The sequence below is a fragment of the Castellaniella caeni NBRC 101664 genome (genome assembly GCF_001592225.1).
GTDB lineage: Bacteria > Pseudomonadota > Gammaproteobacteria > Burkholderiales > Burkholderiaceae_B > Castellaniella > Castellaniella caeni.
In genome coordinates this window covers 58709-77606 of record NZ_BCWN01000013.1, presented here as the reverse complement: position 1 = coordinate 77606, position 18898 = coordinate 58709, and the positions used below count along the sequence as shown (strand labels likewise).

Genomic DNA, 18898 nt, shown 5'->3' with positions numbered 1-18898 from the left:
TTCATTCTAGGCGGCTTGCCAGCGCTTGCCGCCTGGGGGTTTCCCTGTTTGGGGTAAGCCCTGAAGGGGGCTGGCGCGACGGAGCCGAGGCCTTGCCTGCTTGCGCCAGGGGCGGGGTCTTGCCCGCCTGCGCCAGGCGCCACAGCAGGGTGACGCTTACCAGCACCAGGCCGGCCGCGCCGCCGTTGTGCAGCACGGCAATGAACAGCGGCCACTCGAAAAAGATCGTGGTCAGGCCGGTGACGAGCTGCAGCCCCAGCAAGGCCAGCAGCAAGCGCGCGGGCCCTTGCAGCCCGGGCGTGCGGCACCAGCGCCAGGCCAGCCCGCCCAGCAGGGCCAGCACGACGAGGGCGAAATTGCGGTGCGTCCAGTGGATGGCCGTGAGCGCGTCTTGCGTGATGAGTTCGCCCGAGGCCTGGGCGCCCAGGCCGCGCAGCAGGGCGTAGCCGTTCTGGAAATCCATGGGTGGCAGCCAGCGGCCATGGCAGGTGGGGAAGTCCATGCAGGCCAGGGCGGCGTAATTGGTGCTCACCCAGCCGCCCAGGGCCAGCTGGGCGAACAGCACCGCCAGGCCCAGCGCCATCCAGGCGCGCCCCGAGGCGGCCGCCGCAGGCACTGGGGCATGCGGCTTTTCGCGTGCCGCCAGCCAGGTCATGCAGGCCAGCAGGCTCATGCCCAGCACCAGGTGCGTCGTGACCACCAGTGGCATGAGCCGGTGGGTCACCGTCCAGGCGCCAAACGCCCCTTGCAGGCAGACGAGCCCGACGATGGCGGTGGCGAGCGCCGGGCCGTGGCCCAGCGTGCGCCGCAGGCGCCAGGCGAGCACGGTAAAGCCGATGATCAGCAGGCCCAGCAGGGCGCCAGCGTAGCGGTGGATCATCTCGATCCAGGCCTGGAAGGCGCTGACGGGGCCGTAGGGCATGGCTTCGAGCGCCTGGCGGATGGCGTCGTGCGCCCCCAGCGGGCTGAGGTGGCCGTAGCAGCCCGGCCAGTCGGGGCAGCCCAGGCCGGAATCCGTGAGCCGCACGAAGGCGCCGAACATGATGAGGTCGAGCGTGAGAAACCAGGCCAGAAACACCAGGCGGCGATAGGCGCGCGTGGACGGCGCCGCGTGCCGGGCTGCATTTGTGGTCGGCAGGGCAGGTGCGGGGCGGTTGGTGGCTGGCATGGCGGCTGGCCCTCAGCCGATGCGGGAATTCTTCAGCAGTGCGCGGATGTCGTCGCGCACGGCTTCGGGGCGTTCGGCATCGGGAAACACCATCATCAGGTGGCCCAGCGGGTCGACGATCCACAGCCCGCGGGCCAGCGTGGCGGCAGGGTCTTGCGCCCCGGGCGCCAGCCAGGCGGCCAGGGAGGCCGGATCGGCGCGCAGGACGTGCGTGCCCTGGTAGGCCTCGGCCACCACGGGGGCGATGGGCGCGTCGTCCGTCACGAACAGGAGGCGTTCGAGCCGCGTGACGTTCTTGCCCTGGCTGGCGTGCGAGTTGCGCAGCACGAACAGGCCCTTGACGCAGGTTTCCGGGCAGGCGCCGGGCCCGGTGCTGATGAGCAGCCATCGCCCCTTGAACTGGTTCAGATCGACGGGCTGGCCGCCGAGGTCGCGCAGCGGCAGGTGCTCGGGGATGGCCCGCTGGGGTTCGATGAGCTGCCCGTATTGGGTATGCGCGGCGGGCCGCAGCCCCAGTGCGGGGACGTAATACGCCAGCAGGGCGAAGACGAGGGGGGCCACGCAGATGATGAAGATGGCGATGACGGGGGCGATCGAGCGGGGGCGGGAGGCGGTGGTCGTCAGGGTCATGGCTGGGCCTTCGGGGTTGAAAGTGAGGGGTTGCGGCGGCGCCGCAGGACGCGCCAGAGCGTGATGGCGGCGGCCCCCAGGGCGATGGCGGCGAAGCTGAACCATTGCAGGGCGTAGTTGTAGTTCTGGCTGGCGTTCAACGACGGCCCGGGCCAGCGCTGGATAAGCCCGGCGTCTTGCGTGGGGGCCTGTTCGAGCACGACGGGCAGCAGATCCAGCCCCGAGGCTGCCGCCAGTGTGTCCAGGCTCAGGTTCTGCACCCGAGGCAGGCGCTCGGCGGACTGGGCGGCGGCAGGCGAGGGCGTGGCAGCCTGGGGTGGGGACGACTGATGCGTGCCGGGCTGCGAAGCCGCCGATTGGGGTGTGCTCGGCTGAGACGTGGTTGCGGGCGGGAACGGTTTGGGCAGCTGGTCGTCCGGGTGTCCGGTGATGCTGCCCAGATCAAAGAGCCGGGGCACTTGCGCCAGCAGTGTGCCGCGTACTTGAACGGGCCCGCTGGCGGCCTCGACGGTGGGCAGCGTGGCTGGCGGCAGTGGACGTGCCACCCAGCCGCGCAAGACCAGCAGGGCCGTCGACTGGCGGTTGCCCCGTGAACCGGTGCCGACGCGGGAGGCCTGCGCCTGCAGCGCCAGCGGCGTGGCCACCCAGAAGCCGGGCTGGCCGTCGAGGTTGCGGTTGTCGATCAGCACCGTGTACTGGTTGAGCCACTGGCCGCGCGCCTGGGCCGGGTGCCAGTCCGGTCCGCTGCGCTGCCGGGCATCGAGCGTGAGGGGCGGCGCCTGGCGCCCCGCCTGCTGGGCGGCCTGCACGGCCTCGCGGGCGTGGGCCCGGCGCAACTGCCACTGGCCCGCGGCAATGCACACGGCCCCCAGCAGCACCAGCAACACCAAGGCCAGGATGGCCTTGATGCTGGGATTCGGGTGCCGCGTCTGCATGGATACTTGAAGCCTGAAATGAGGGTTATTCGGGAGGCGCCTGGGCGCACGAGGCACGGCCTGTGGTGCTAGGCTGCTTGAGTGTGAACCGGACGTGCCACCGGAGAAATCCATGAAAGTGCTGATTGTCATCCTGTTTCTGGCGATCGTGGCCAGCCTGGCCTCGGCCCTGCTGTTTCTGCTGCAGGATCAGGGGCGCAGCAGTCGCACGGCCTGGGCGCTGACCTGGCGGGTGGGCCTGTCGATCGCCTTGTTTCTGTTTCTGCTGCTGGCGCATTGGCTGGGGTGGATCAATCCGGGCGGGGTGCCTCTGGCGGTGGGCTGAGGCGTCGGCCCATGCCCACTTGTCGCCAGGCAAAGGCCACCCCCGGTCAACGGCCTACACCCAGTACACGAAGATATACAGGCCCAGCCAGACCACGTCCACGAAGTGCCAGTACCAGGCGGCCCCTTCGAAGCCGAAGTGGTGTTCGGGCGTGAAGTGGCCGCGCACCAGCCGTAGCCAGATCACCGTGAGCATGGTGGCGCCCAGGATGACGTGAAAGCCGTGAAAACCCGTGAGCATGTAAAAGAGCGCGCCAAAGGCCCCCGAGGTGAAGCGCAGATTGAGTTCGGTGTAGGCGTGGTGGTATTCGTAGGCCTGGCAGCCCACGAAGGTGAAGCCCAGGATGATGGTGACGGCCAGCCAGAAAATGGCCTTGGGGCGCCGTGCCGCCCGCAGCGCGTGGTGGGCGATGGTGAGCGTGAGCGCCGAACTGAGCAGCAGGGCCGTGTTGATGGTGGGCAGCCAGAAGGGCCCCACCGACTTGAAGGGCGCGATGGTGCCCGCCGGGCCGAAGTTGGGCCAGGTGCCGGCAAACCCCGGCCACAGCAGGGTTTGCGTATCGAGGTTGCTGAGCCAGGGGGTGGAGACGTCGCGGGTGTACCACAATGAACCGAAGAAGGCCCCGAAGAACATCACCTCGGAAAAAATGAACCAGGTCATGCCCCAGCGGTAGGAGTGGTCGATGTTCTTGCTGTTCATGCCGCCTTCGGATTCGCGGATGGCGTCGCCAAACCAGCCGAACAGCACGACGAACATGCACAGGATGCCGGCGCAGCACAGCCAGGGGCCGATGGCATAGTCGTTGACCCACAGGGCCGCCCCGACGAGCGTGGCCAGCATGCTGAGGCTGCCGCGGATGGGGTGCGCCGAGTGCGGCGGGACGTAGTAGTACGGGGCCTTGCTGATGGACGCAGTGTGTGCGGCGGTCATGGTGTTCTCCTCTGTTCCAGTCTTGTCAGGCGGTCACCAGCTGCACCGCCAGCAACAGCAGCAATACAAATACCAGCCCACCCAGCAAACCTGCCACGATCACGTGCGCCGGGCCGATGCGCGCGAGATCGTCGTCGTGGCCCGAACGCTTGCGCAGGCCCAGAAAAGCCCAGGCCACGGTACGTACCGAGCGCCAGAAGTTGCCGGGCTCATTCAAGAAACGACCCCGTAGAGCGTGGCGCGTACCAGTGTCCAGACCAGCACGGCCACGGCGAAGGCGGCCAGCAGCAGGCCGGTGCGCACGTTGCGGCGGCGCTGTTCGGGGGTGAGCCCGGAGGGAGGTGGCGTTGGGGTGGATGATGTTTTCATGGGATCAGCCCTCGTATTTGGGCGGGTTGACGAAGGTGTGGTAAGGGGCGGGCGAAGGCACCGTCCATTCGAGGCCTTCGGCGCCTTCCCAGGGGCAGGCGGCCACGGTGGGGCCCGTGCTGCGCACCGTCTTGATGACGATGTAGATGAACAGCAACTGGGTGATGCCGAACCAGAAGGCGCCGATGGTGGCCACCTGGTGGAAGGTGGTGAACTGGGCGGCGTAGTCGGCGTAGCGGCGCGGCATGCCCGCCAGCCCCAGGAAGTGCATGGGGAAGAAGGCCACGTTGAAGGAAATCATGCTGCTCCAGAAGTGCAGCTGGCCCAGGCGTTCGTCGTACATGTGGCCCGACCATTTCGGCAGCCAGTAGTAGGCCGCGCCGAAGAGGGCGAAGAGCGAGCCGGCCACCAGCACGTAGTGGAAGTGCGCCACCACGTAATAGGTGTCATGCACCTGGATGTCGATTGGCACGATGGCCGTGACCAGGCCCGTGAAGCCGCCCACGGTGAACACGAAGATGAAGCCGATGGCAAACAGCATGGGGGTCTCGAAGGACAGTGAGCCGCGCCACATGGTGGCCGTCCAGTTGAACACCTTGACCCCCGTGGGGATGGAGATGAGCATGGTGGCGTACATGAAGAACAGCTGCGCCGTGACCGGCATGCCGGTGGCGAACATGTGGTGCGCCCACACCAGGAAGGACAGGATGGCGATGGCGCAGATGGCGTACACCATCGACGAGTAGCCGAACAGGCGCTTACGGGCGAAGGTGGGGATGATCTGCGAGACGATGCCGAAGGCCGGCAGGATCATGATGTAGACCTCGGGGTGCCCGAAGAACCAGAACACGTGCTGGTAGAGCACCGGGTCGCCGCCGCCCGCGGCATTGAAGAAGTGCGTGCCGAAGTGGCGGTCAGTGAGCAGCATGGTGACGGCGGCGGCGAGCACCGGCATCACCGCCAGCAGCAGGTAGGCCGTGACCAGCCACGACCAGCAGAACAGCGGCATCTTCATCAGCGTCATGCCCGGCGCGCGCATGTTGAGGATGGTGACGATGATGTTGATCGCCCCCATGATGGACGAGGCGCCCATGATGTGGATGGCGAAGATGGCGAAGTCCATGCCCGGGCCCATCTGCAGCGACAGCGGCGCGTACATCGTCCAGCCCGAGGCGTTGGCGCCGCCGGGCACGAAGAACGACGAAGTGAGCAGGATGGCGCCCACGGGCAGCAGCCAGAAGCTGAAGTTGTTCATGCGCGCAAAGGCCATGTCCGAAGCCCCCACCTGCAGCGGGATCATCCAGTTGGCGAAGCCCACGAAGGCCGGCATGATGGCGCCGAAGATCATGATGAGCCCGTGCATGGTGGTGAACTGATTGAACAGCTGGGGCTCGAAGAACTGGATGCCGGGTTCGAAGAGTTCGGTGCGCAACAGCAGGGCCAGCGTGCCGCCCTCGAGCAGCATGCAGAAGGCGAAGATGAGGTACATCGTGCCGATGTCTTTGTGGTTGGTCGCAAAGACCCAGCGCCGCCAGCCGGTGGGCACGGGGTGGGCGTGTTCGTCGTGCCCGGTGGTGGGTGGGATTTGATCGACCGTGACGCTGCTCATGTGTGTCTCCTGCCGGGTCGTGCCGCGTGGGGCGCGGCACGATGAAATAAAGGGTGTGCTTGCTGCAAGGCCCAGGGGCTGAAGCGGGCGCGGGGCCTAGCGCAGCGCCTTGACGTCAGCCGGTTGCACCACGGGGTCTGGCCCCTTGCCCGCATTGTCCCAGGCGTTGCGGGTATAGGTGATGACGGCGGCCAGCTGGACGTCATCGAGCTGGTCGCGGAAGGCGGCCATGGCCGTGCCCGGATGCCCGTTGAGTTCAGTGAGAATCTGCCCTTTCATGGGCGCCAGCACGAACTTGGTGTCGCCATTGAGCGCCGGGAAGGTGCCGGGGATGCCCTGGCCGTTGGCCTGGTGGCAGGCCACGCAGTTGCTGGTAAAGACTTCTTTGCCCTTGGCGATGAGTTCGTCTTTGGTCCAGACCTTGTTGGGGTCGACCGTGGCGGCCGCCATGGTGGCCTTTTGCTGCTGCGCCCACTGGGCGTAGTCTTCGGCGGTTTTGACCTCGACTACGATGGGCATGTAGGCGTGGTTCTTGCCGCAGAGTTCGGCGCACTGGCCGCGGTAGATACCGGGTTTGTCAGCGCGAAACCAGGTGTCACGCAAGTAACCGGGCACCGCGTCTTGCTTGACGCCGAAATCGGGCACCATCCACGCGTGGATGACGTCGGCGGCGGTGAGCACGACGCGCACCTTTTTATCGACCGGCACGACCAGCGGGCGGTCTACTTCGAGCAGGTAGGTGTTGCTTTTGGGCGCCAGGCCGTCGATCTGTTCTTGCGGCGTGGCCAGGTTGGAGAGGAAATGCACCCCGGTGGCCGGGCCATCGAGGTATTCGTAGCCCCATTTCCACTGGTAGCCCGTGGCCTTGATGGTGAGATCGGCCCCGGTGGTGTCTTTCATGGCTACCACCGTGCGGCTGGCGGGGATGGCCATGCCGACGATGATGAGAAAGGGGACGATCGTCCAGGTGAGTTCGATGGTGAGGTTTTCGTCGAACTTGGCGGCCTTGTAGCCGCGCGACTTGCGGTGCCGGACGATGGAATAGAGCATGGTGCCGAACACGCCGATGAAGATGATCGTACAGACGATCATGATCATCCAGTGCAGCGCGTGAATGTCCTGCGAGATGGGGGTGACCCCCGGCGTGACGTTCAGCTGATCGACCGCAGGCCCCCCAGGGACGTCCTGGACAGCCGCCGTGGCGACCGTGACCCATGCCATTGCAAGTATGCCCAACAACCCTCTGACCATCTTCATGTCGTCCCTCGGTAGGAGTGTTTGCATGGCGAGTTGACCTTCGTCAAACAAACACGAGGGATTTTCTGGCCACACACACAGGGTGGCATCGTCAGGCCCTACAATGAATCGCGGTAGCTTCAGCCTGCGACGTCCTTATAAGCTTGAAACGATTATAGCCATAGCTTTCCGCTTGTACAGGCGTGTTTCAGGCGGTTCCTGGGGCCTTCACGGGTTTCCCCCTATCCCGCGCGGGCTTCCACTACAATGCTCCGATGGATGCTTCCACAGCGGTCTTTACCCTGGATGATTTGACGGCGCGCAGCGCGCGCCTGGTGCGTCGCGCCCAGCAGCTGCCGCCTGCGGGCGCGCGTCCGGTCACGATCGCGGGCCGGGTCGGGGGCTGGATATCACCCGCCGCGCTCGACGCCATCGCCCACCACCCGGGGGTGCGCGCCGAAGCCGAGGCCGCGCACCTCACCGCGGCCCCCGCGGCCCGGCTGAGTCTCGACGCCGTGCTGGCCGACATTGCACACACCTTGCAGGCCGCCGGTTTCATCCGCAGCTGGCGCAACGAACTGCTCGACGTCGAAGCCGAAGGGCGGCGCCTGGCGCGCATCGAACGCGGCGCCGTGCGCGCCCTGGGGCTGCTCACCTATGCGGTGCACCTCAACGGCTGGTCGGCCGATGGCCGCCTGTGGGTGGCGCGCCGTGCGCTCGACAAATCCACCGATCCCGGTCTCTGGGATACCTTGTCCGGCGGCCTGGTGGCGGCGGGCGAAGACCTCGCCACCGCCCTGTTGCGCGAATCCCACGAAGAAGCCGGCCTCGAAGCGGTCAACCTGGCCAATCACGACCCCTTGCGCACCGTGGTGCGCATGCACCGCCGCCTGCCCGACGGCTATCAGGTCGAGACCGTCAGCGTCAGCGACTGCGTGCTCGACGCCGGGGTCGTGCCCGCCAACCTCGATGGCGAGGTACTGGAATTCCGCTGTGTGAACATGCCAGAATTGTGGGCCATGCTGACGCAAGGCGCCTTCACGCTCGAAGCCGAACTCTGCGTGCTCGATTCCTTGCGGCATCGCCTGTGGGCCTAGCGTCATGTCTTGCGGGCTTGCCCGCGGGCGGGCGCGGCAAGAATCCAGGCTTGCGGCAAGCGGGCGCGGCGTGGGCGGGATATGCTTTCATCACATCGATGCCGGCGCTGGTGCCGGCTGGGGGAAGACCATGACACAAGATTCTGCCAATCCTTTCGTGCTGCCAGGCTTTGGTCAACAAGGCGATGCGGCGCATAACCCCCTGTTTGCCGGGCTCGACATGATGCGCCAGGCCTGGCAAAACCTGGCGGGGGCGGGGCGCATGGACGGCCCCGTCATGCCGCCCATGTCGCTCGACGACCTCGATCGTCGCATCCGCGAGCTGCAAACTGTGCAGAACTGGCTGCAGCTCAATGCCACGATGCTGGCCAACACCATCCAGGGGCTCGAAATCCAGCGCAGCACCTTCAAGACCTTGCAGTCGTTTGCGGGCGGCGTATTTCCCGAAGCCGCTCCGGCCACCAAGGCGGCTGCCAGCCGCCCGTCGGCGCGGACAACGGGCGCGGGCCCGGCAGAACCCGCTGCGTCGGGGGCGACAGACGCGTCTGCCTCTGCCGCTTCCGGGCAGGCAGGGCAAGCATATGCCCAGGCTGCGGGCGAATGGTGGCACCTGGTGCAACAGCAGTTCGAACAGCTGCGCGAGGCCACGGCGGCCAGCCTGAGCAGCATGGCCGATGCCACCGAGGCGGCCCAGGCGGCTGCGGTGCAGGCCGCTTCGTCGGCCACCGAGGCCGCCGCCGACGTGGCCTCGACGATGCCGGGCGCGTCAGTTGCGGGTGGTACGCGCAAGGCGTCCGCAGGCAAACCTGCCGCCAAATCCGCAACGCCCCGGGGCGTCGCTGCCAAGTCGGCTGCCGGCAAGGCCACCACGGCAAGCAAGGCGACGGGGGCGGCAGCCACCAAGGCCCGGGCAGGTGCCAAGGCGGCCAGCGCAGCGCCGCGACGCGCGGCGCGCAAGCCCGCCGATGCTTGACTGTCTTCTTTGTAAACCAGGGATGCTGCCCCGCTGCGCAGCCCGTGTTGCTTGCGCAGCGGGGCAAGGGTTACTTCGGCCCCCGGGCACCGCTTCATGGTCGCGTCTGGGGGCCATCATCTTGTCGTCTTGATTGCTTCTTCCTTCTCTTCATTCTCTCTTATGCTGAACGTCATCATTCTCGCGGCCGGTCTGGGCAAGCGCATGCAGTCCGACCTGCCCAAAGTGCTGCATCCCATCGCGGGCCAGCCCATGCTCAGCCACGTGCTGGCCGCCGCCCGCGCCCTCGCGCCTGAGCGCATCGTGGTGGTGGTGGGGCACGGCGCCCAGCGCGTGCAGCAGGCGTATGCGGGGCAAGACTTGCACTTCGCCCTGCAGCAGCCGCAGCAGGGCACGGGTCACGCCGTGATGCAGGCGCTGCCTCTGCTGCTCGAGGGCGACGCCGACGATACCTCGCTGGTGCTGTATGGCGACGTGCCGCTGGTGCAGGCGGGCACCTTGCAGGCTTTGCTGCAGGCGCGCGGCCAGGGCCTGGCGCTGCTGACCGAAACGTTGGATGACCCCAGCGGCTATGGCCGCATCGTGCGCAATGCCGCCGGGCAGGTGGTGCGCGTCGTCGAGCACAAGGATGCCGATGATGCCGAGCGCGCCATCCGCGAAGTCAACACCGGCATTCTGGCGGCGCCGACTGCCGCCTTGCGGCGCTGGCTGGGGCAGATCGACAACCGCAATGCGCAGGGCGAATACTACCTCACCGACATCGTCGGCCTGGCGGTGCGCGAGGGCACGCCGGTGGCGCATGCCCAGCCTGCGGCCCACTGGGAAACGCTGGGGGTCAACAGCCGCGTGCAGCAGGCCCAGCTGGAACGCATCTGGCAGGGCGAACAGGCCCGCTGTCTGCTCGAACAGGGCGTCACGCTGGCCGATCCGGCCCGCTTCGACCTGCGCGGCAGCCTGACCTGCGGGCGCGATGTCTTCATCGACGTGGGCTGCGTGTTCGAGGGCACCGTACAGCTGGCCGATGGCGTGCGCGTGGGGCCGCATTGCGTGCTGCGCGATGCGCGCATTGGCGCGGGCACGGTGCTCGATGCCTTTTCGCACGTCGAGGGCGCCCAGGTGGGCGATGCCGCCCGCATCGGGCCCTATGCGCGCCTGCGCCCGGGGGCCGATGTGGGCCCCGAGGCTCACGTGGGCAATTTCGTCGAACTCAAGAAAACCCGCCTGGGGCGCGGCTCCAAGGCCAATCACCTGGCTTATCTGGGCGATGCGCTCATCGGCGAGCGCGTCAACGTGGGGGCGGGCACCATCACCTGCAACTACGACGGCGTCAACAAGTTCCAGACCGTGATCGAAGACGATGCCTTCATCGGCTCGGACACCCAGCTGGTGGCGCCGGTGCGCGTGGGCCAGGGGGCCACGCTGGGGGCGGGCACCACGCTCACGCGCGATGCGCCGGCGGGCGAACTCACCTTGTCGCGTCCGCGCCAGCAGACGGTGCCGGGCTGGAAGCGCCCCGTGCGCAAGTAAGGTGATGCTCGATCGGGCGCAGGTGGCTCGCCACCGCCAGCACGCGCATGGCCTTGTCGTGACGCGTGTGCTGTGATGCGCATTCTTCATCTGAACCTTGAACGTGGCTGGCGCGGTGGCGAGCGCCAGACGCTCTTTACCCTGCAGGGTCTGCAGGCTGCGGGGCACGAGGTCGCGCTGGCCGCGCGCGCGGGCGGGCCGCTGGCGCAGCGCGCGCAGGCGGCGGGCATTCCGGTGCTGGCCTGCGTGGGCAGCCCGGCGCTCGTGCGCGCGCTGCTGGCGCGGCGCCGCCGCTTCGATGTCATCCACGCCCAGACGGCGCAGACCATGAGCCTGCTGGCGCTGCTGCGGCCCGCCTTGCGCGCCGCCCTGGTCTTTACCCGGCGCACAGCCTTCGACGCGCCCGGCAAGGCCCGGCGCCAGCGCTGGAAATGGTCGCGCGCCGACGCCCTGGTGGCCATCAGTCAGGCCGCCGCGGCGGCCCCCCGGGCGCTGGGTCTGCCCGTGGCGGTCATCCCCAGCGCGGTACAGGCGGTGGCCGCCGACCCCGCCCGGGTCGCGCAGCTGCGCGCACGATTCGGGCTGCACGGCCCGTGGCGGGCGGCACCCGGCGAGTCCATGGCCGCCGAGGATGCCGACGCGGTGGTGGGCCCGGTGCTGGTGACGGCGGCGGCGCTCAGCCCCGAGAAAGACCCGCTCACCCTCATCGAGGCGGTGGCGCAACTGCGGGGCGAATACCCGGGCATCGTCTGCCTGCACTGCGGCGCCGACGGTGCGGCCGCCGAGGTGGCGCGAGCGCGCGTGCGGCAGCTGGGCCTGCGGGCTCACTACGTTTTCGCCGGGTTCCAGGCGCACGTGGCCGATTTTCTGGCGCTGGCCGATGTGTACGCCAGCAGCTCGCGTTTCGAGGCGCTGGGCACCAGCGTGCTGGACGCCTGCCTGGCGGGCCTGCCGGTGGTGGCGACCGACGCGGGCGGCCACGCCGAGGTTCTGGCGCCCGACTGCGGCCTGCTGGTGCCGGTGGGCGATGCGGCGGCGCTGGCGCGGCGTATCCGCTGGGTGCTGCGCCACCCCGCGCCTGCGCGCGCCATGGCGCTGCGCGCCCAGGGGCGCGCGCAGCAGGTGTATTCAGTGCCCGCCATGGTGGCGGCCTACGAGCAGCTGTACCGGCGCCTGGGCGCCTGAGCCTTATAGCGCGCGCAACGTTTCTTTGTAGCGCGCGGCGCGGGCGGCGTAGTCTTCGGCGCTGCGTTCGAGCCCGGCCACTTCGTCGTCGCTGAGTGTGCGCACCACCTTGGCGGGCGAGCCCAGGATGAGCGAGCGTTCGGGAAACACCTTGCCCTCGGTGACCAGGGCGCCGGCCCCCACCAGACTGTGGCGGCCGATGACGGCGCCATTGAGCACCACGGCCTGGATGCCGATGAGGGCGCCGTCTTCGACGGTGCAGCCGTGCAGCATGGCCTGGTGGCCGATGGTGACCTGCCGACCCACCGTGAGCGGCTTGCCCGCATCGACGTGCAGCACGGCGCCTTCTTGTACGTTGGAGTGCTCGCCGATGATGATGGGTTCGTTGTCGGCGCGGATGACGGCGCCCGGCCAGACGCTGGCGCCGGGCTGCAGGGTGGCCGCGCCGATGATCGTGGCTTCGCGCGCCACGAAGGCGGAGGGGTCGATGTGGGGGGTGAGATCCCCGAGGGCGTAGCAGGTCATGGGTGCGGTCTCCGACTGGAGCGGCTCCGGCTGCCCGGGCGCCCCTGGTTGATGTCTTGACAAGGTTACCAGCCGCGTTCGGGCGCCTACAAGCCGCTGCGGCACCGGTACTGCGCCGATGTGTGGAGACGATGGTCGTGGTGGGGTGTACGTGAAAACGCTCGAATCAGGGCCCTGATTCGGGCAGATGCCGCCCTATAATCGCGCCATGACCACCCGCATTCTCATTGTCCGCACGTCCTCGCTGGGCGATCTGGTGCACATGCTGCCCGCCATGACTGACATCGCGCGGCACGTGCCCGACGCACAGATCGACTGGATCGCCGAAGAGGCCTTTGCCGAGATTCCCTCGTGGCACCCGGCGGTGCACGAGGTCATCCGCGTGGCGCACCGGCGCTGGCGCAAGCATTGGTGGGATGCGCAGACGCGCCGCGAGCGGGCCGCCTTGCGGGCCGACCTCGCCGCGCGCCAGTACGACGTCATTCTCGACATGCAGGCGCTGCTGAAATCGGTGTGGCTGGTGCGCCAGGCGCGCGGCGTGCGCCACGGCCTGGACTGGAAATCCGCGCGCGAGCCGCTGGCCTCGCTGTTCTACGACGTCAAGCACCGGGTCGAATTCTGGCAGCCGGCCATCGTCCGCCAGCGCACGCTGGCCGCCGCCGCCTTCGGCTATGCGCTGGACGGGGCGCCCGACTTCGGCTTGCAGGCCTTCACGGACGGGGTGGCCGTCCAGCCCGTGGCGCTCATCATGCCTTCGGCCAGCCGCGACGACAAGCTCTGGCCGACCGGGCACTGGCGGCAGGTGTTCGACCACCTGCAGGCGCAAGGCCTGGGCTTGCAGCTGCTGGCAGGCAACGAGGCCGAGCGCGCCCGGGCACAGGCCCTGATTCAGGGGCGGGACAATGCCCAGGTTTTGCCCCGGTTGAGCTTGCGCCAGGTGGCCGAACATCTGGCGCGCGCCCGGCTCATGGTGGGGCTCGACAGTGGCCTGACGCACCTGAGCGCCGGGCTGGGGCGTCCCACCATCGGCATCTACAAGGCGTCCACGCCGGTGCGCACGCCCCTGCAGGGGGCGGCCTATACCGCCAGCCTGGGCGAGCGCGGCCAAGAGCCGGATGCCGGGCAGGTGATGGCGGCCATCGATTCGGCGCTGGATGCGGCTCGCAACGAGTCGGCGCCGGGGGTTTCCCTGCTGCCGCCGGGCGCGCCCCACGCCGACGGGCCGCAGGCAAGACAGGCCTGCGCCGACCCGCGGCCAGGAGCCTGAGTGAGCCGCTGGCTGTATTCCGCGCTGCTGGTGCTGCTGTCACCCTTGCTGCTGGCCTGGATGGGCCTGCGCGCGCGCCGCGCGGGCGGGCGCTGGGCGGTGCTGGGTGCCAGCCGCTTTGGCCGCTATGCCGAGGCCGCCGTGGCGCCGGGCGCCATCTGGGTGCATGCCGTGAGCCTGGGCGAGACGCGTGCCGCGCATCCCTTGCTGCGTGCCTTGCTCGATCGTGGGCACCGGGTGCTGCTCACGCACCTGACGGCCACCGGCTGGGCCGAAGGCCAGCGCGCCTATGCGGCGGACATCGCCGCCGGGCGTCTGCGGCAGGCCTGGCTGCCCTACGACTTTCCCTGGGCCGTGCGGCGCTTTCTGCGGCACTATCGGCCGGCGCTGGGCGTGCTCGTCGAGCGCGAACTGTGGCCTAATCTGGTGCACGCCGCGCGCTGCGCCCATCTGCCGCTGATCCTGGCCAGCGCCCGCTTGTCCGCCGCGTCACTGCGCAGCACCCTGCGCCTGGGCAGCCTGATGCGTACCACCTACGGGGCGATCACCCATACCTATGCGCAGTCCCTGGCCGATGCGCAGCGGCTCGAACGGTTGGGGGCGCAGCCGGTCAGCGTCTCGGGCAATTTCAAGTTCGACGTCCGGCTCGATGCCGCCCTGGCGGCGCGCGGGCGCGCGTTCAACGCCGCACTGGGGCGCCGGGTGGTGGCCATTGCCAGCACGCGCGAGGGCGAAGATGCGCGCTTCATTGCCGCCATCCGGCGCCAGTTGGCGCGTGACGCAGCCTGCGGGGTGGCGGCCCACCGGCCCGTGCTGTTCATGCTGATTCCTCGCCACCCCCAGCGTTTCGAGGCCGCCGCCGCCCAGCTGCAGGCTGCCGGGCTCGCGCTGGTGCGCCGTTCACAGCTGCGCGGCCTGGGCGACGGCAGCCGCTCGGCGCTGGCGGCCTGCGCGCAGGCGCAAGTGCTGCTGGGCGATACCTTGGGCGAAATGCCCTGGTATTACGCGGCCAGCCAGGTGGCCATCGTGGGCGGCAGTTTCGCGCCGCTGGGCGGGCAGAATTTCATCGAGGCCAGCGCCCTGGGCTGTCCCGTCATCGTCGGGCCGCATACGGCCAATTTCGAGCAGGCCGTGGCCGATGCGCTGGCGGCGGGGGCGGTAGCCCGGGCCGACGACCCCGAGCGCGCCGTGCGCCAGGCGTCGCAATGGCTGGAAGAGCCGGCCACGCTGACGCGCATGGGCGCGGCGGGCCGCCACTGGGTGGGCGAGCACGCGGGCGCCGTGGCGCGCGTGGTCAACGGCATCGAGGCGCTGCTGCGGCGCGAGGCGTGATGGATCCATCCCTTCCGGGCGTTGTGTCGCCTGGGTGCGCTGGCCCGGCGGCTGTCCGGAATGCGGGGCGGCGCCCGGCCGTTGGCAGGTGGTTTATGGTGGCGGATCAGTCGGCGTTCAGGCCGTGGTATTTCTTGCCCAGGGCGATCGTGGCTCGGAAGAAGCCCTCTTTGCTGCCGCAGTCGTAGCGCTCGCCGTCGTAGCGGTGGGCGAACACACGCCGGTGGCGCAGCATGGCGGAAATAGCGTCGGTCAGCTGGATTTCCTGGCCTACGCCCGCCTGGGTCTGGCGTAGAAAATCGAAGATTTCGGGCTCCAGCACATAGCGCCCGACCACGGCCTGGTTCGAGGGCGCGTCTTGTGGCGCCGGTTTTTCGACGATGTGTTCGACGCGCGTGTTGCGGGCGTCCACGGCGGAGCCGGCCACGATGCCGTACTTGCGCGTGTCCTGGCGGTCGATGGTCTGGATGGCGAGCACGCTGCCATCGTGCTGATGGGCGGCATCCACCAGCTGGCGCGTGACGGCGGTTTCGGCATCGAGCAGGTCGTCGGCCAGCAGCACGGCAAAGGGCTCGTTGCCCACGATGGGGGCGGCGCACAGCACGGCGTGGCCCAGGCCCAGCGCCTGGGATTGCCGGGTGTAGATGCAGTGTACGTGCGCGGGCAGGATGGTGCGGATGGTATCGAGCAGGGCCTGCTTGCCCTTGGCCTGCAGTTCGGATTCCAGTTCTGGCGCACGGTCGAAGTGGTCTTCGATGGCGCGCTTGTTGCGCCCCGTGACGAAGATGAGCTCGGTGATGCCCGCCGCCAGCGCTTCTTCGACGGCGTACTGGATCAGGGGCTTGTCCACAATGGGCAGCATTTCCTTGGGCATGGCCTTGGTGGCGGGCAGAAAACGGGTGCCCAGGCCGGCGACGGGGAAGACGGCTTTGCGGATAGGTTTCATTGTGGCGAGAATTCGGGGGGCAGCGCAGGCGCCAGGGTGAGCATCTGCTGGTTGCGTTGCGACAGGGGCCGCGGCGTGCGGCCTTGTTCGGCGGGCGGCGGGCCAAAGAAGCCCTGGCCATAGGCCAGCAGCGCCAGGTTGGCGACCACCGCGAGAGTCAGTAGAAAGCGCATGGCGCCTAGTATATCGCGCACGGGCGCGGGCAGAACCGGCTGTCTGGCCGAGTACGTGGCCGCCGGACGGGGGTGGATGGCGGTGGCGCGTGGCCCTGATCGGCGGTCTGGGCCGACTGGCTCAGACCGCCTGTCCAAGGGGGCTGTTTCAGGTGGCGTCGGCGGGCAGGCCCGCCAGGACGGCCAGCCCGTCGAGCACCGGCGCGTCGAGAAACTGGATGGGTTCGGCGGGCAGGCCTTCGTGCTGCCGGGCAAGCGCCTGTTCGGCCTGGATGGCCTCGCGCACCAGTGGCCAGCCGCCGCCTGTGGCGTGCACCAGCGGCGCGCGCCCCTGGGCCGCTGCGCGGGCCAGGCGCCATTGGCGCAGCAGGGCGCCTGCCTGCGCCGCGGCGATGCCGCTGGTGATGGCATCGTGCGTCTCGCGCGGAAAATCGACGCAGTGGCCTTGTGGCAGTGGCAGGTGCGCCGTGCTTTGCGTCAGGCTGTGCGCCATGAGCGAAGGGCCGGGCAGGATGAGCCCGCCCATGAAGGCCGGACGGCCATCCGCATCGCCGCTGGCGGCGGGCAGCAGGGTGTCGATGGTCGTGGCCGTGCCGAAGCTGGCCAGGATGGCGGGATGGCCCGCCTGCCAGGAGGCCGTGCCGCGCAGGTGCTGCAGCAGGCCCAGCAGGCCCAGCCAGCGGTCGGCGCCCAGGCGTGCGGGGTCGGCATAGTGGTTGCGCAGCAGGGTCTGCCCGTGCTGCGCCGTGCACCACTGGACGCGCGCGCCCCAGGCGGCCTGGCAGGCGGCGTCCAGCTGCCGCGCCACGTCGGGGCCGGCCACGTTCGAGCCCAGGATGCGTTGTGGGCGCCGGGCCTGCTGCCGTGGCCAGGCGGGCAGCGTGGCGTAGTCCAGCAGGCAGGCGGCTGTCTGGCGCTGTCCGCCGTTTAGCCAGGTGTATTTGGCCCGGGTGTTGCCCGCGTCGATCAGCAGCATCATCGGCTCAGCCGCACGGAGATTTCGCCCACCGAAATGGGCTGCGTGCCCTGGGCGTTGCGCACCAGCAGGCGGCCTTGCGCGTCGATGCCGCAGGCCACGCCGGTGTGTTTCAGATGGCCGTCGTCGATGACGTCCACGTGTTGCCCGGCCAGGGCGTCCACCTCGGCGTAGCGTTCGGGCAGGCCAGCGAGGCCTTGGGCGCTGGCTTCGTTGAGCGCCTGATACCAGGCCTGGGCCGCGCAGGCCACCAGCTGGGCCGCGTCGGCTTGCGCGGCCTGCGCATCGAGCGCCGCAATGCCCGACCAGTCGGCCACATTGCGATCCAGCGACTGGGACAGGGCGCGCGCATCGAGCAGGTTGAGCCCCATGCCGATGATGATGAGGTGGTGGTCGGGCACCTGGGCCGTGCCCGAGCGGGTGGATTCGATGAGGATGCCGGCCAGCTTGGCCTGGTCGAAGAGCAGGTCGTTGGGCCACTTCATGCACAGGCGGTGGCGCTGCTCGGCGCCCAGCTGCTGGCGCAGGGCCTGGCAGCTGGCCAGGCCGATGAGCGGCGCGAGCGTCGGCAGGTGGCGGGCGGGCAGAAAGACGTCGAAGGCGCAGGAAAACATCAGGTTGGCGCCGACCCGGTTCTGCCAGGTGCGCCCCGCGCGCCCGCGCCCCTGCGTCTGCAGGTGCGTGCCGCGCAGCCAGGGGCGCAGGCCGACCCCGCTGCGCGCGCGCGCCAGCAAGTCGGCATTGGTGGAGCCGGTCTGCGCCAGCCATTCGATCTGGCGAAACTGCGGCAGCGCCGGGCGCAGCGCGGCCGCCAGCGCATCAGGGGCGGGCAGCGGTGGGGAGGATTCAGCGAGAAGGCCTGTCATGTGGGTAGAATGAGCCGGTGTCGCGGCTGCCGGAACACGCTGTTTCGGGGGCTGCGGGCCTGGCAATATCCGTCAAGAGTGCATGCGATCATGAGTCTGCGTACAGAACAATCCGCCTTCCGGGGGATGTCGGGAAGCGTTGAATATACTGTGGACCACCCCGAACAGTCACCTGTGGGGTGGGCGCTGGTGCTGCATCCGCACCCGCTGCACGGCGGCACGCGCGACAACAAGGTCGTCACCACCGTGGCGCGCACCTGCGTGCAGCAGGGTCTGCTGGCCATTCGGCCCAATTTTCGCGGGGTGGGGGCGTCCGAGGGTGTGTTCGATGCCGCCGTGGGCGAGACCGCCGACATGGTGGCCTGCGTCGAGCACATCTTTGCGCAGTATCCGCAGGCCGCGCAAGGCCCCTGGGTGCTGGCGGGGTTTTCGTTTGGCTCGGCGGTGGCGGCGCAATTGCATGCCGAGCTGGCCGACCGGGGCCTGCCGCTGCCCGCGCGCCTGATGCTCATCGGCTGCGCGGTCGAACGCTTCCGCTATCGGCCCCTGGCCATGCCCGCCCACACGCTCCTGATTCACGGCGAACAAGACGAGGTGGTGCCGCTGTCCGAAGGCATGGATTTTGCCCGGGCGCATCAGCTGCCGCTTACGGTGGTGCCGGATGCCGGGCATTTTTTCCATGGCAAGCTGCTCGTGCTGCGCGAAGTGGTGCTCGGCAGCCTGAGCGGCCTTTGAACCGGCCCGGACGTGCGGCGCCGCGCGTCCGGCGGCCTGCCACGGGGCCGCACAGGTTTCAGTTGCTTGCGTTTTGTCTCGATTTCCGCACGCT

Annotated in this window: 21 protein-coding genes; 8 read left to right on the top strand and 13 right to left on the bottom strand. The window is 69.0% G+C overall.

Annotation, left to right across the window (positions count from 1 at the left end; all coding sequences use genetic code 11):
- Nucleotide 1 precedes the first annotated feature (1 nt).
- Genes CCA01S_RS09655 through CCA01S_RS09645 form a run of 3 tightly spaced genes read right to left on the bottom strand, consistent with a single transcriptional unit; the run spans nt 2 to nt 2733 of the window.
- On the bottom strand, nt 2-1168 hold the full coding sequence (locus CCA01S_RS09655; protein WP_084386656.1) for a COX15/CtaA family protein: 1167 nt from the start codon (nt 1166-1168) through the stop codon (nt 2-4).
- Nucleotides 1169-1180: 12 nt separating this feature from the next.
- Entirely contained in the window at nt 1181-1798 is a 618-nt protein-coding gene (locus CCA01S_RS09650; protein ID WP_066457528.1) for an SCO family protein, read from the bottom strand.
- Nucleotides 1795-2733, bottom strand: coding sequence for an SURF1 family protein (locus CCA01S_RS09645; protein ID WP_066457525.1), 939 nt, complete (start codon nt 2731-2733; stop codon nt 1795-1797). The genes CCA01S_RS09650 and CCA01S_RS09645 overlap by 4 nt, the downstream gene beginning before the upstream one ends.
- A gap of 112 nt (nt 2734-2845) precedes the next feature.
- Here CCA01S_RS09645 and CCA01S_RS09640 point away from each other — a divergent pair, with 112 nt between their 5' ends.
- Nucleotides 2846-3058 (top strand): twin transmembrane helix small protein, encoded by a 213-nt coding sequence (locus CCA01S_RS09640; protein WP_066457523.1) that lies wholly within the window; start codon nt 2846-2848, stop codon nt 3056-3058.
- Nucleotides 3059-3112: 54 nt separating this feature from the next.
- Here the strand turns inward: CCA01S_RS09640 and CCA01S_RS09635 are convergent, their stop codons facing one another.
- The 5 genes from CCA01S_RS09635 to coxB form a co-directional block, all read right to left on the bottom strand.
- On the bottom strand, nt 3113-3988 hold the full coding sequence (locus tag CCA01S_RS09635) for a cytochrome c oxidase subunit 3 (RefSeq protein ID WP_066457520.1): 876 nt from the start codon (nt 3986-3988) through the stop codon (nt 3113-3115).
- Nucleotides 3989-4013: 25 nt separating this feature from the next.
- Complete coding sequence (locus CCA01S_RS09630; protein WP_066457517.1) at nt 4014-4205, bottom strand: DUF2970 domain-containing protein; 192 nt, start codon at nt 4203-4205, stop codon at nt 4014-4016.
- On the bottom strand, nt 4202-4357 hold the full coding sequence (locus CCA01S_RS16305; RefSeq protein ID WP_180984174.1) for a cytochrome oxidase small assembly protein: 156 nt from the start codon (nt 4355-4357) through the stop codon (nt 4202-4204). The genes CCA01S_RS09630 and CCA01S_RS16305 overlap by 4 nt, the downstream gene beginning before the upstream one ends.
- 4 nt (nt 4358-4361) lie before the next feature.
- On the bottom strand, nt 4362-5966 hold the full coding sequence (ctaD, locus tag CCA01S_RS09625; protein ID WP_066457515.1) for a cytochrome c oxidase subunit I: 1605 nt from the start codon (nt 5964-5966) through the stop codon (nt 4362-4364).
- Between the two features lie 96 nt (nt 5967-6062).
- Nucleotides 6063-7223 carry a cytochrome c oxidase subunit II gene (gene coxB / locus CCA01S_RS09620; protein ID WP_066457513.1) on the bottom strand — a complete coding sequence of 387 codons (1161 nt, stop codon included), beginning with the start codon at nt 7221-7223 and terminating at the stop codon, nt 6063-6065.
- Nucleotides 7224-7477: 254 nt separating this feature from the next.
- On the opposite strand from coxB, the gene CCA01S_RS09615 reads away from it, so the two are divergent.
- The 4 genes from CCA01S_RS09615 (at nt 7478) to CCA01S_RS09600 (ending at nt 11984) form a co-directional block, all read left to right on the top strand.
- A complete protein-coding gene (locus CCA01S_RS09615) occupies nt 7478-8299 on the top strand; it encodes an NUDIX hydrolase (protein ID WP_066457510.1) in 822 nt (273 codons plus the stop codon).
- 130 nt (nt 8300-8429) lie between these two features.
- Nucleotides 8430-9272 (top strand): PhaM family polyhydroxyalkanoate granule multifunctional regulatory protein, encoded by an 843-nt coding sequence (locus CCA01S_RS09610; RefSeq protein ID WP_066457508.1) that lies wholly within the window; start codon nt 8430-8432, stop codon nt 9270-9272.
- 162 nt (nt 9273-9434) lie between these two features.
- Nucleotides 9435-10799 (top strand): bifunctional UDP-N-acetylglucosamine diphosphorylase/glucosamine-1-phosphate N-acetyltransferase GlmU, encoded by a 1365-nt coding sequence (gene glmU, locus CCA01S_RS09605; RefSeq protein WP_066457507.1) that lies wholly within the window; start codon nt 9435-9437, stop codon nt 10797-10799.
- A gap of 75 nt (nt 10800-10874) precedes the next feature.
- Entirely contained in the window at nt 10875-11984 is a 1110-nt protein-coding gene (locus CCA01S_RS09600) for a glycosyltransferase family 4 protein (RefSeq protein ID WP_066457505.1), read from the top strand.
- Between the two features lie 3 nt (nt 11985-11987).
- Here CCA01S_RS09600 and CCA01S_RS09595 read toward each other — a convergent pair whose 3' ends face one another.
- A complete protein-coding gene (locus tag CCA01S_RS09595; protein WP_066457502.1) occupies nt 11988-12509 on the bottom strand; it encodes a gamma carbonic anhydrase family protein in 522 nt (173 codons plus the stop codon).
- Nucleotides 12510-12717: 208 nt separating this feature from the next.
- On the opposite strand from CCA01S_RS09595, the gene waaC reads away from it, so the two are divergent.
- Both waaC and CCA01S_RS09585 read left to right on the top strand, forming a co-directional pair.
- Nucleotides 12718-13776, top strand: a complete 1059-nt coding sequence (gene waaC, locus CCA01S_RS09590) for a lipopolysaccharide heptosyltransferase I (protein WP_084386660.1) — start codon at nt 12718-12720, stop codon at nt 13774-13776.
- On the top strand, nt 13777-15108 hold the full coding sequence (locus CCA01S_RS09585; RefSeq protein WP_066457499.1) for a 3-deoxy-D-manno-octulosonic acid transferase: 1332 nt from the start codon (nt 13777-13779) through the stop codon (nt 15106-15108).
- A 106-nt stretch (nt 15109-15214) separates the two neighbouring features.
- Here CCA01S_RS09585 and galU read toward each other — a convergent pair whose 3' ends face one another.
- The 4 genes from galU to CCA01S_RS09570 all read right to left on the bottom strand — a co-directional run bounded on the left by galU (nt 15215) and on the right by CCA01S_RS09570 (nt 18069).
- Nucleotides 15215-16054 carry a UTP--glucose-1-phosphate uridylyltransferase GalU gene (galU, locus tag CCA01S_RS09580; RefSeq protein WP_066457496.1) on the bottom strand — a complete coding sequence of 280 codons (840 nt, stop codon included), beginning with the start codon at nt 16052-16054 and terminating at the stop codon, nt 15215-15217.
- A complete protein-coding gene (locus tag CCA01S_RS15835; RefSeq protein ID WP_180984173.1) occupies nt 16051-16227 on the bottom strand; it encodes a hypothetical protein in 177 nt (58 codons plus the stop codon). Before CCA01S_RS15835 ends, galU begins: the two co-directional genes overlap by 4 nt.
- A 148-nt stretch (nt 16228-16375) precedes the next feature.
- Entirely contained in the window at nt 16376-17206 is an 831-nt protein-coding gene (locus tag CCA01S_RS09575; RefSeq protein WP_066457494.1) for a type III pantothenate kinase, read from the bottom strand.
- Complete coding sequence (locus CCA01S_RS09570; RefSeq protein WP_066457491.1) at nt 17203-18069, bottom strand: biotin--[acetyl-CoA-carboxylase] ligase; 867 nt, start codon at nt 18067-18069, stop codon at nt 17203-17205. The genes CCA01S_RS09575 and CCA01S_RS09570 overlap by 4 nt, the downstream gene beginning before the upstream one ends.
- A 90-nt stretch (nt 18070-18159) precedes the next feature.
- Here CCA01S_RS09570 and CCA01S_RS09565 point away from each other — a divergent pair, with 90 nt between their 5' ends.
- Complete coding sequence (locus CCA01S_RS09565; RefSeq protein ID WP_066457488.1) at nt 18160-18804, top strand: alpha/beta hydrolase; 645 nt, start codon at nt 18160-18162, stop codon at nt 18802-18804.
- Nucleotides 18805-18898: the final 94 nt, after the last annotated feature.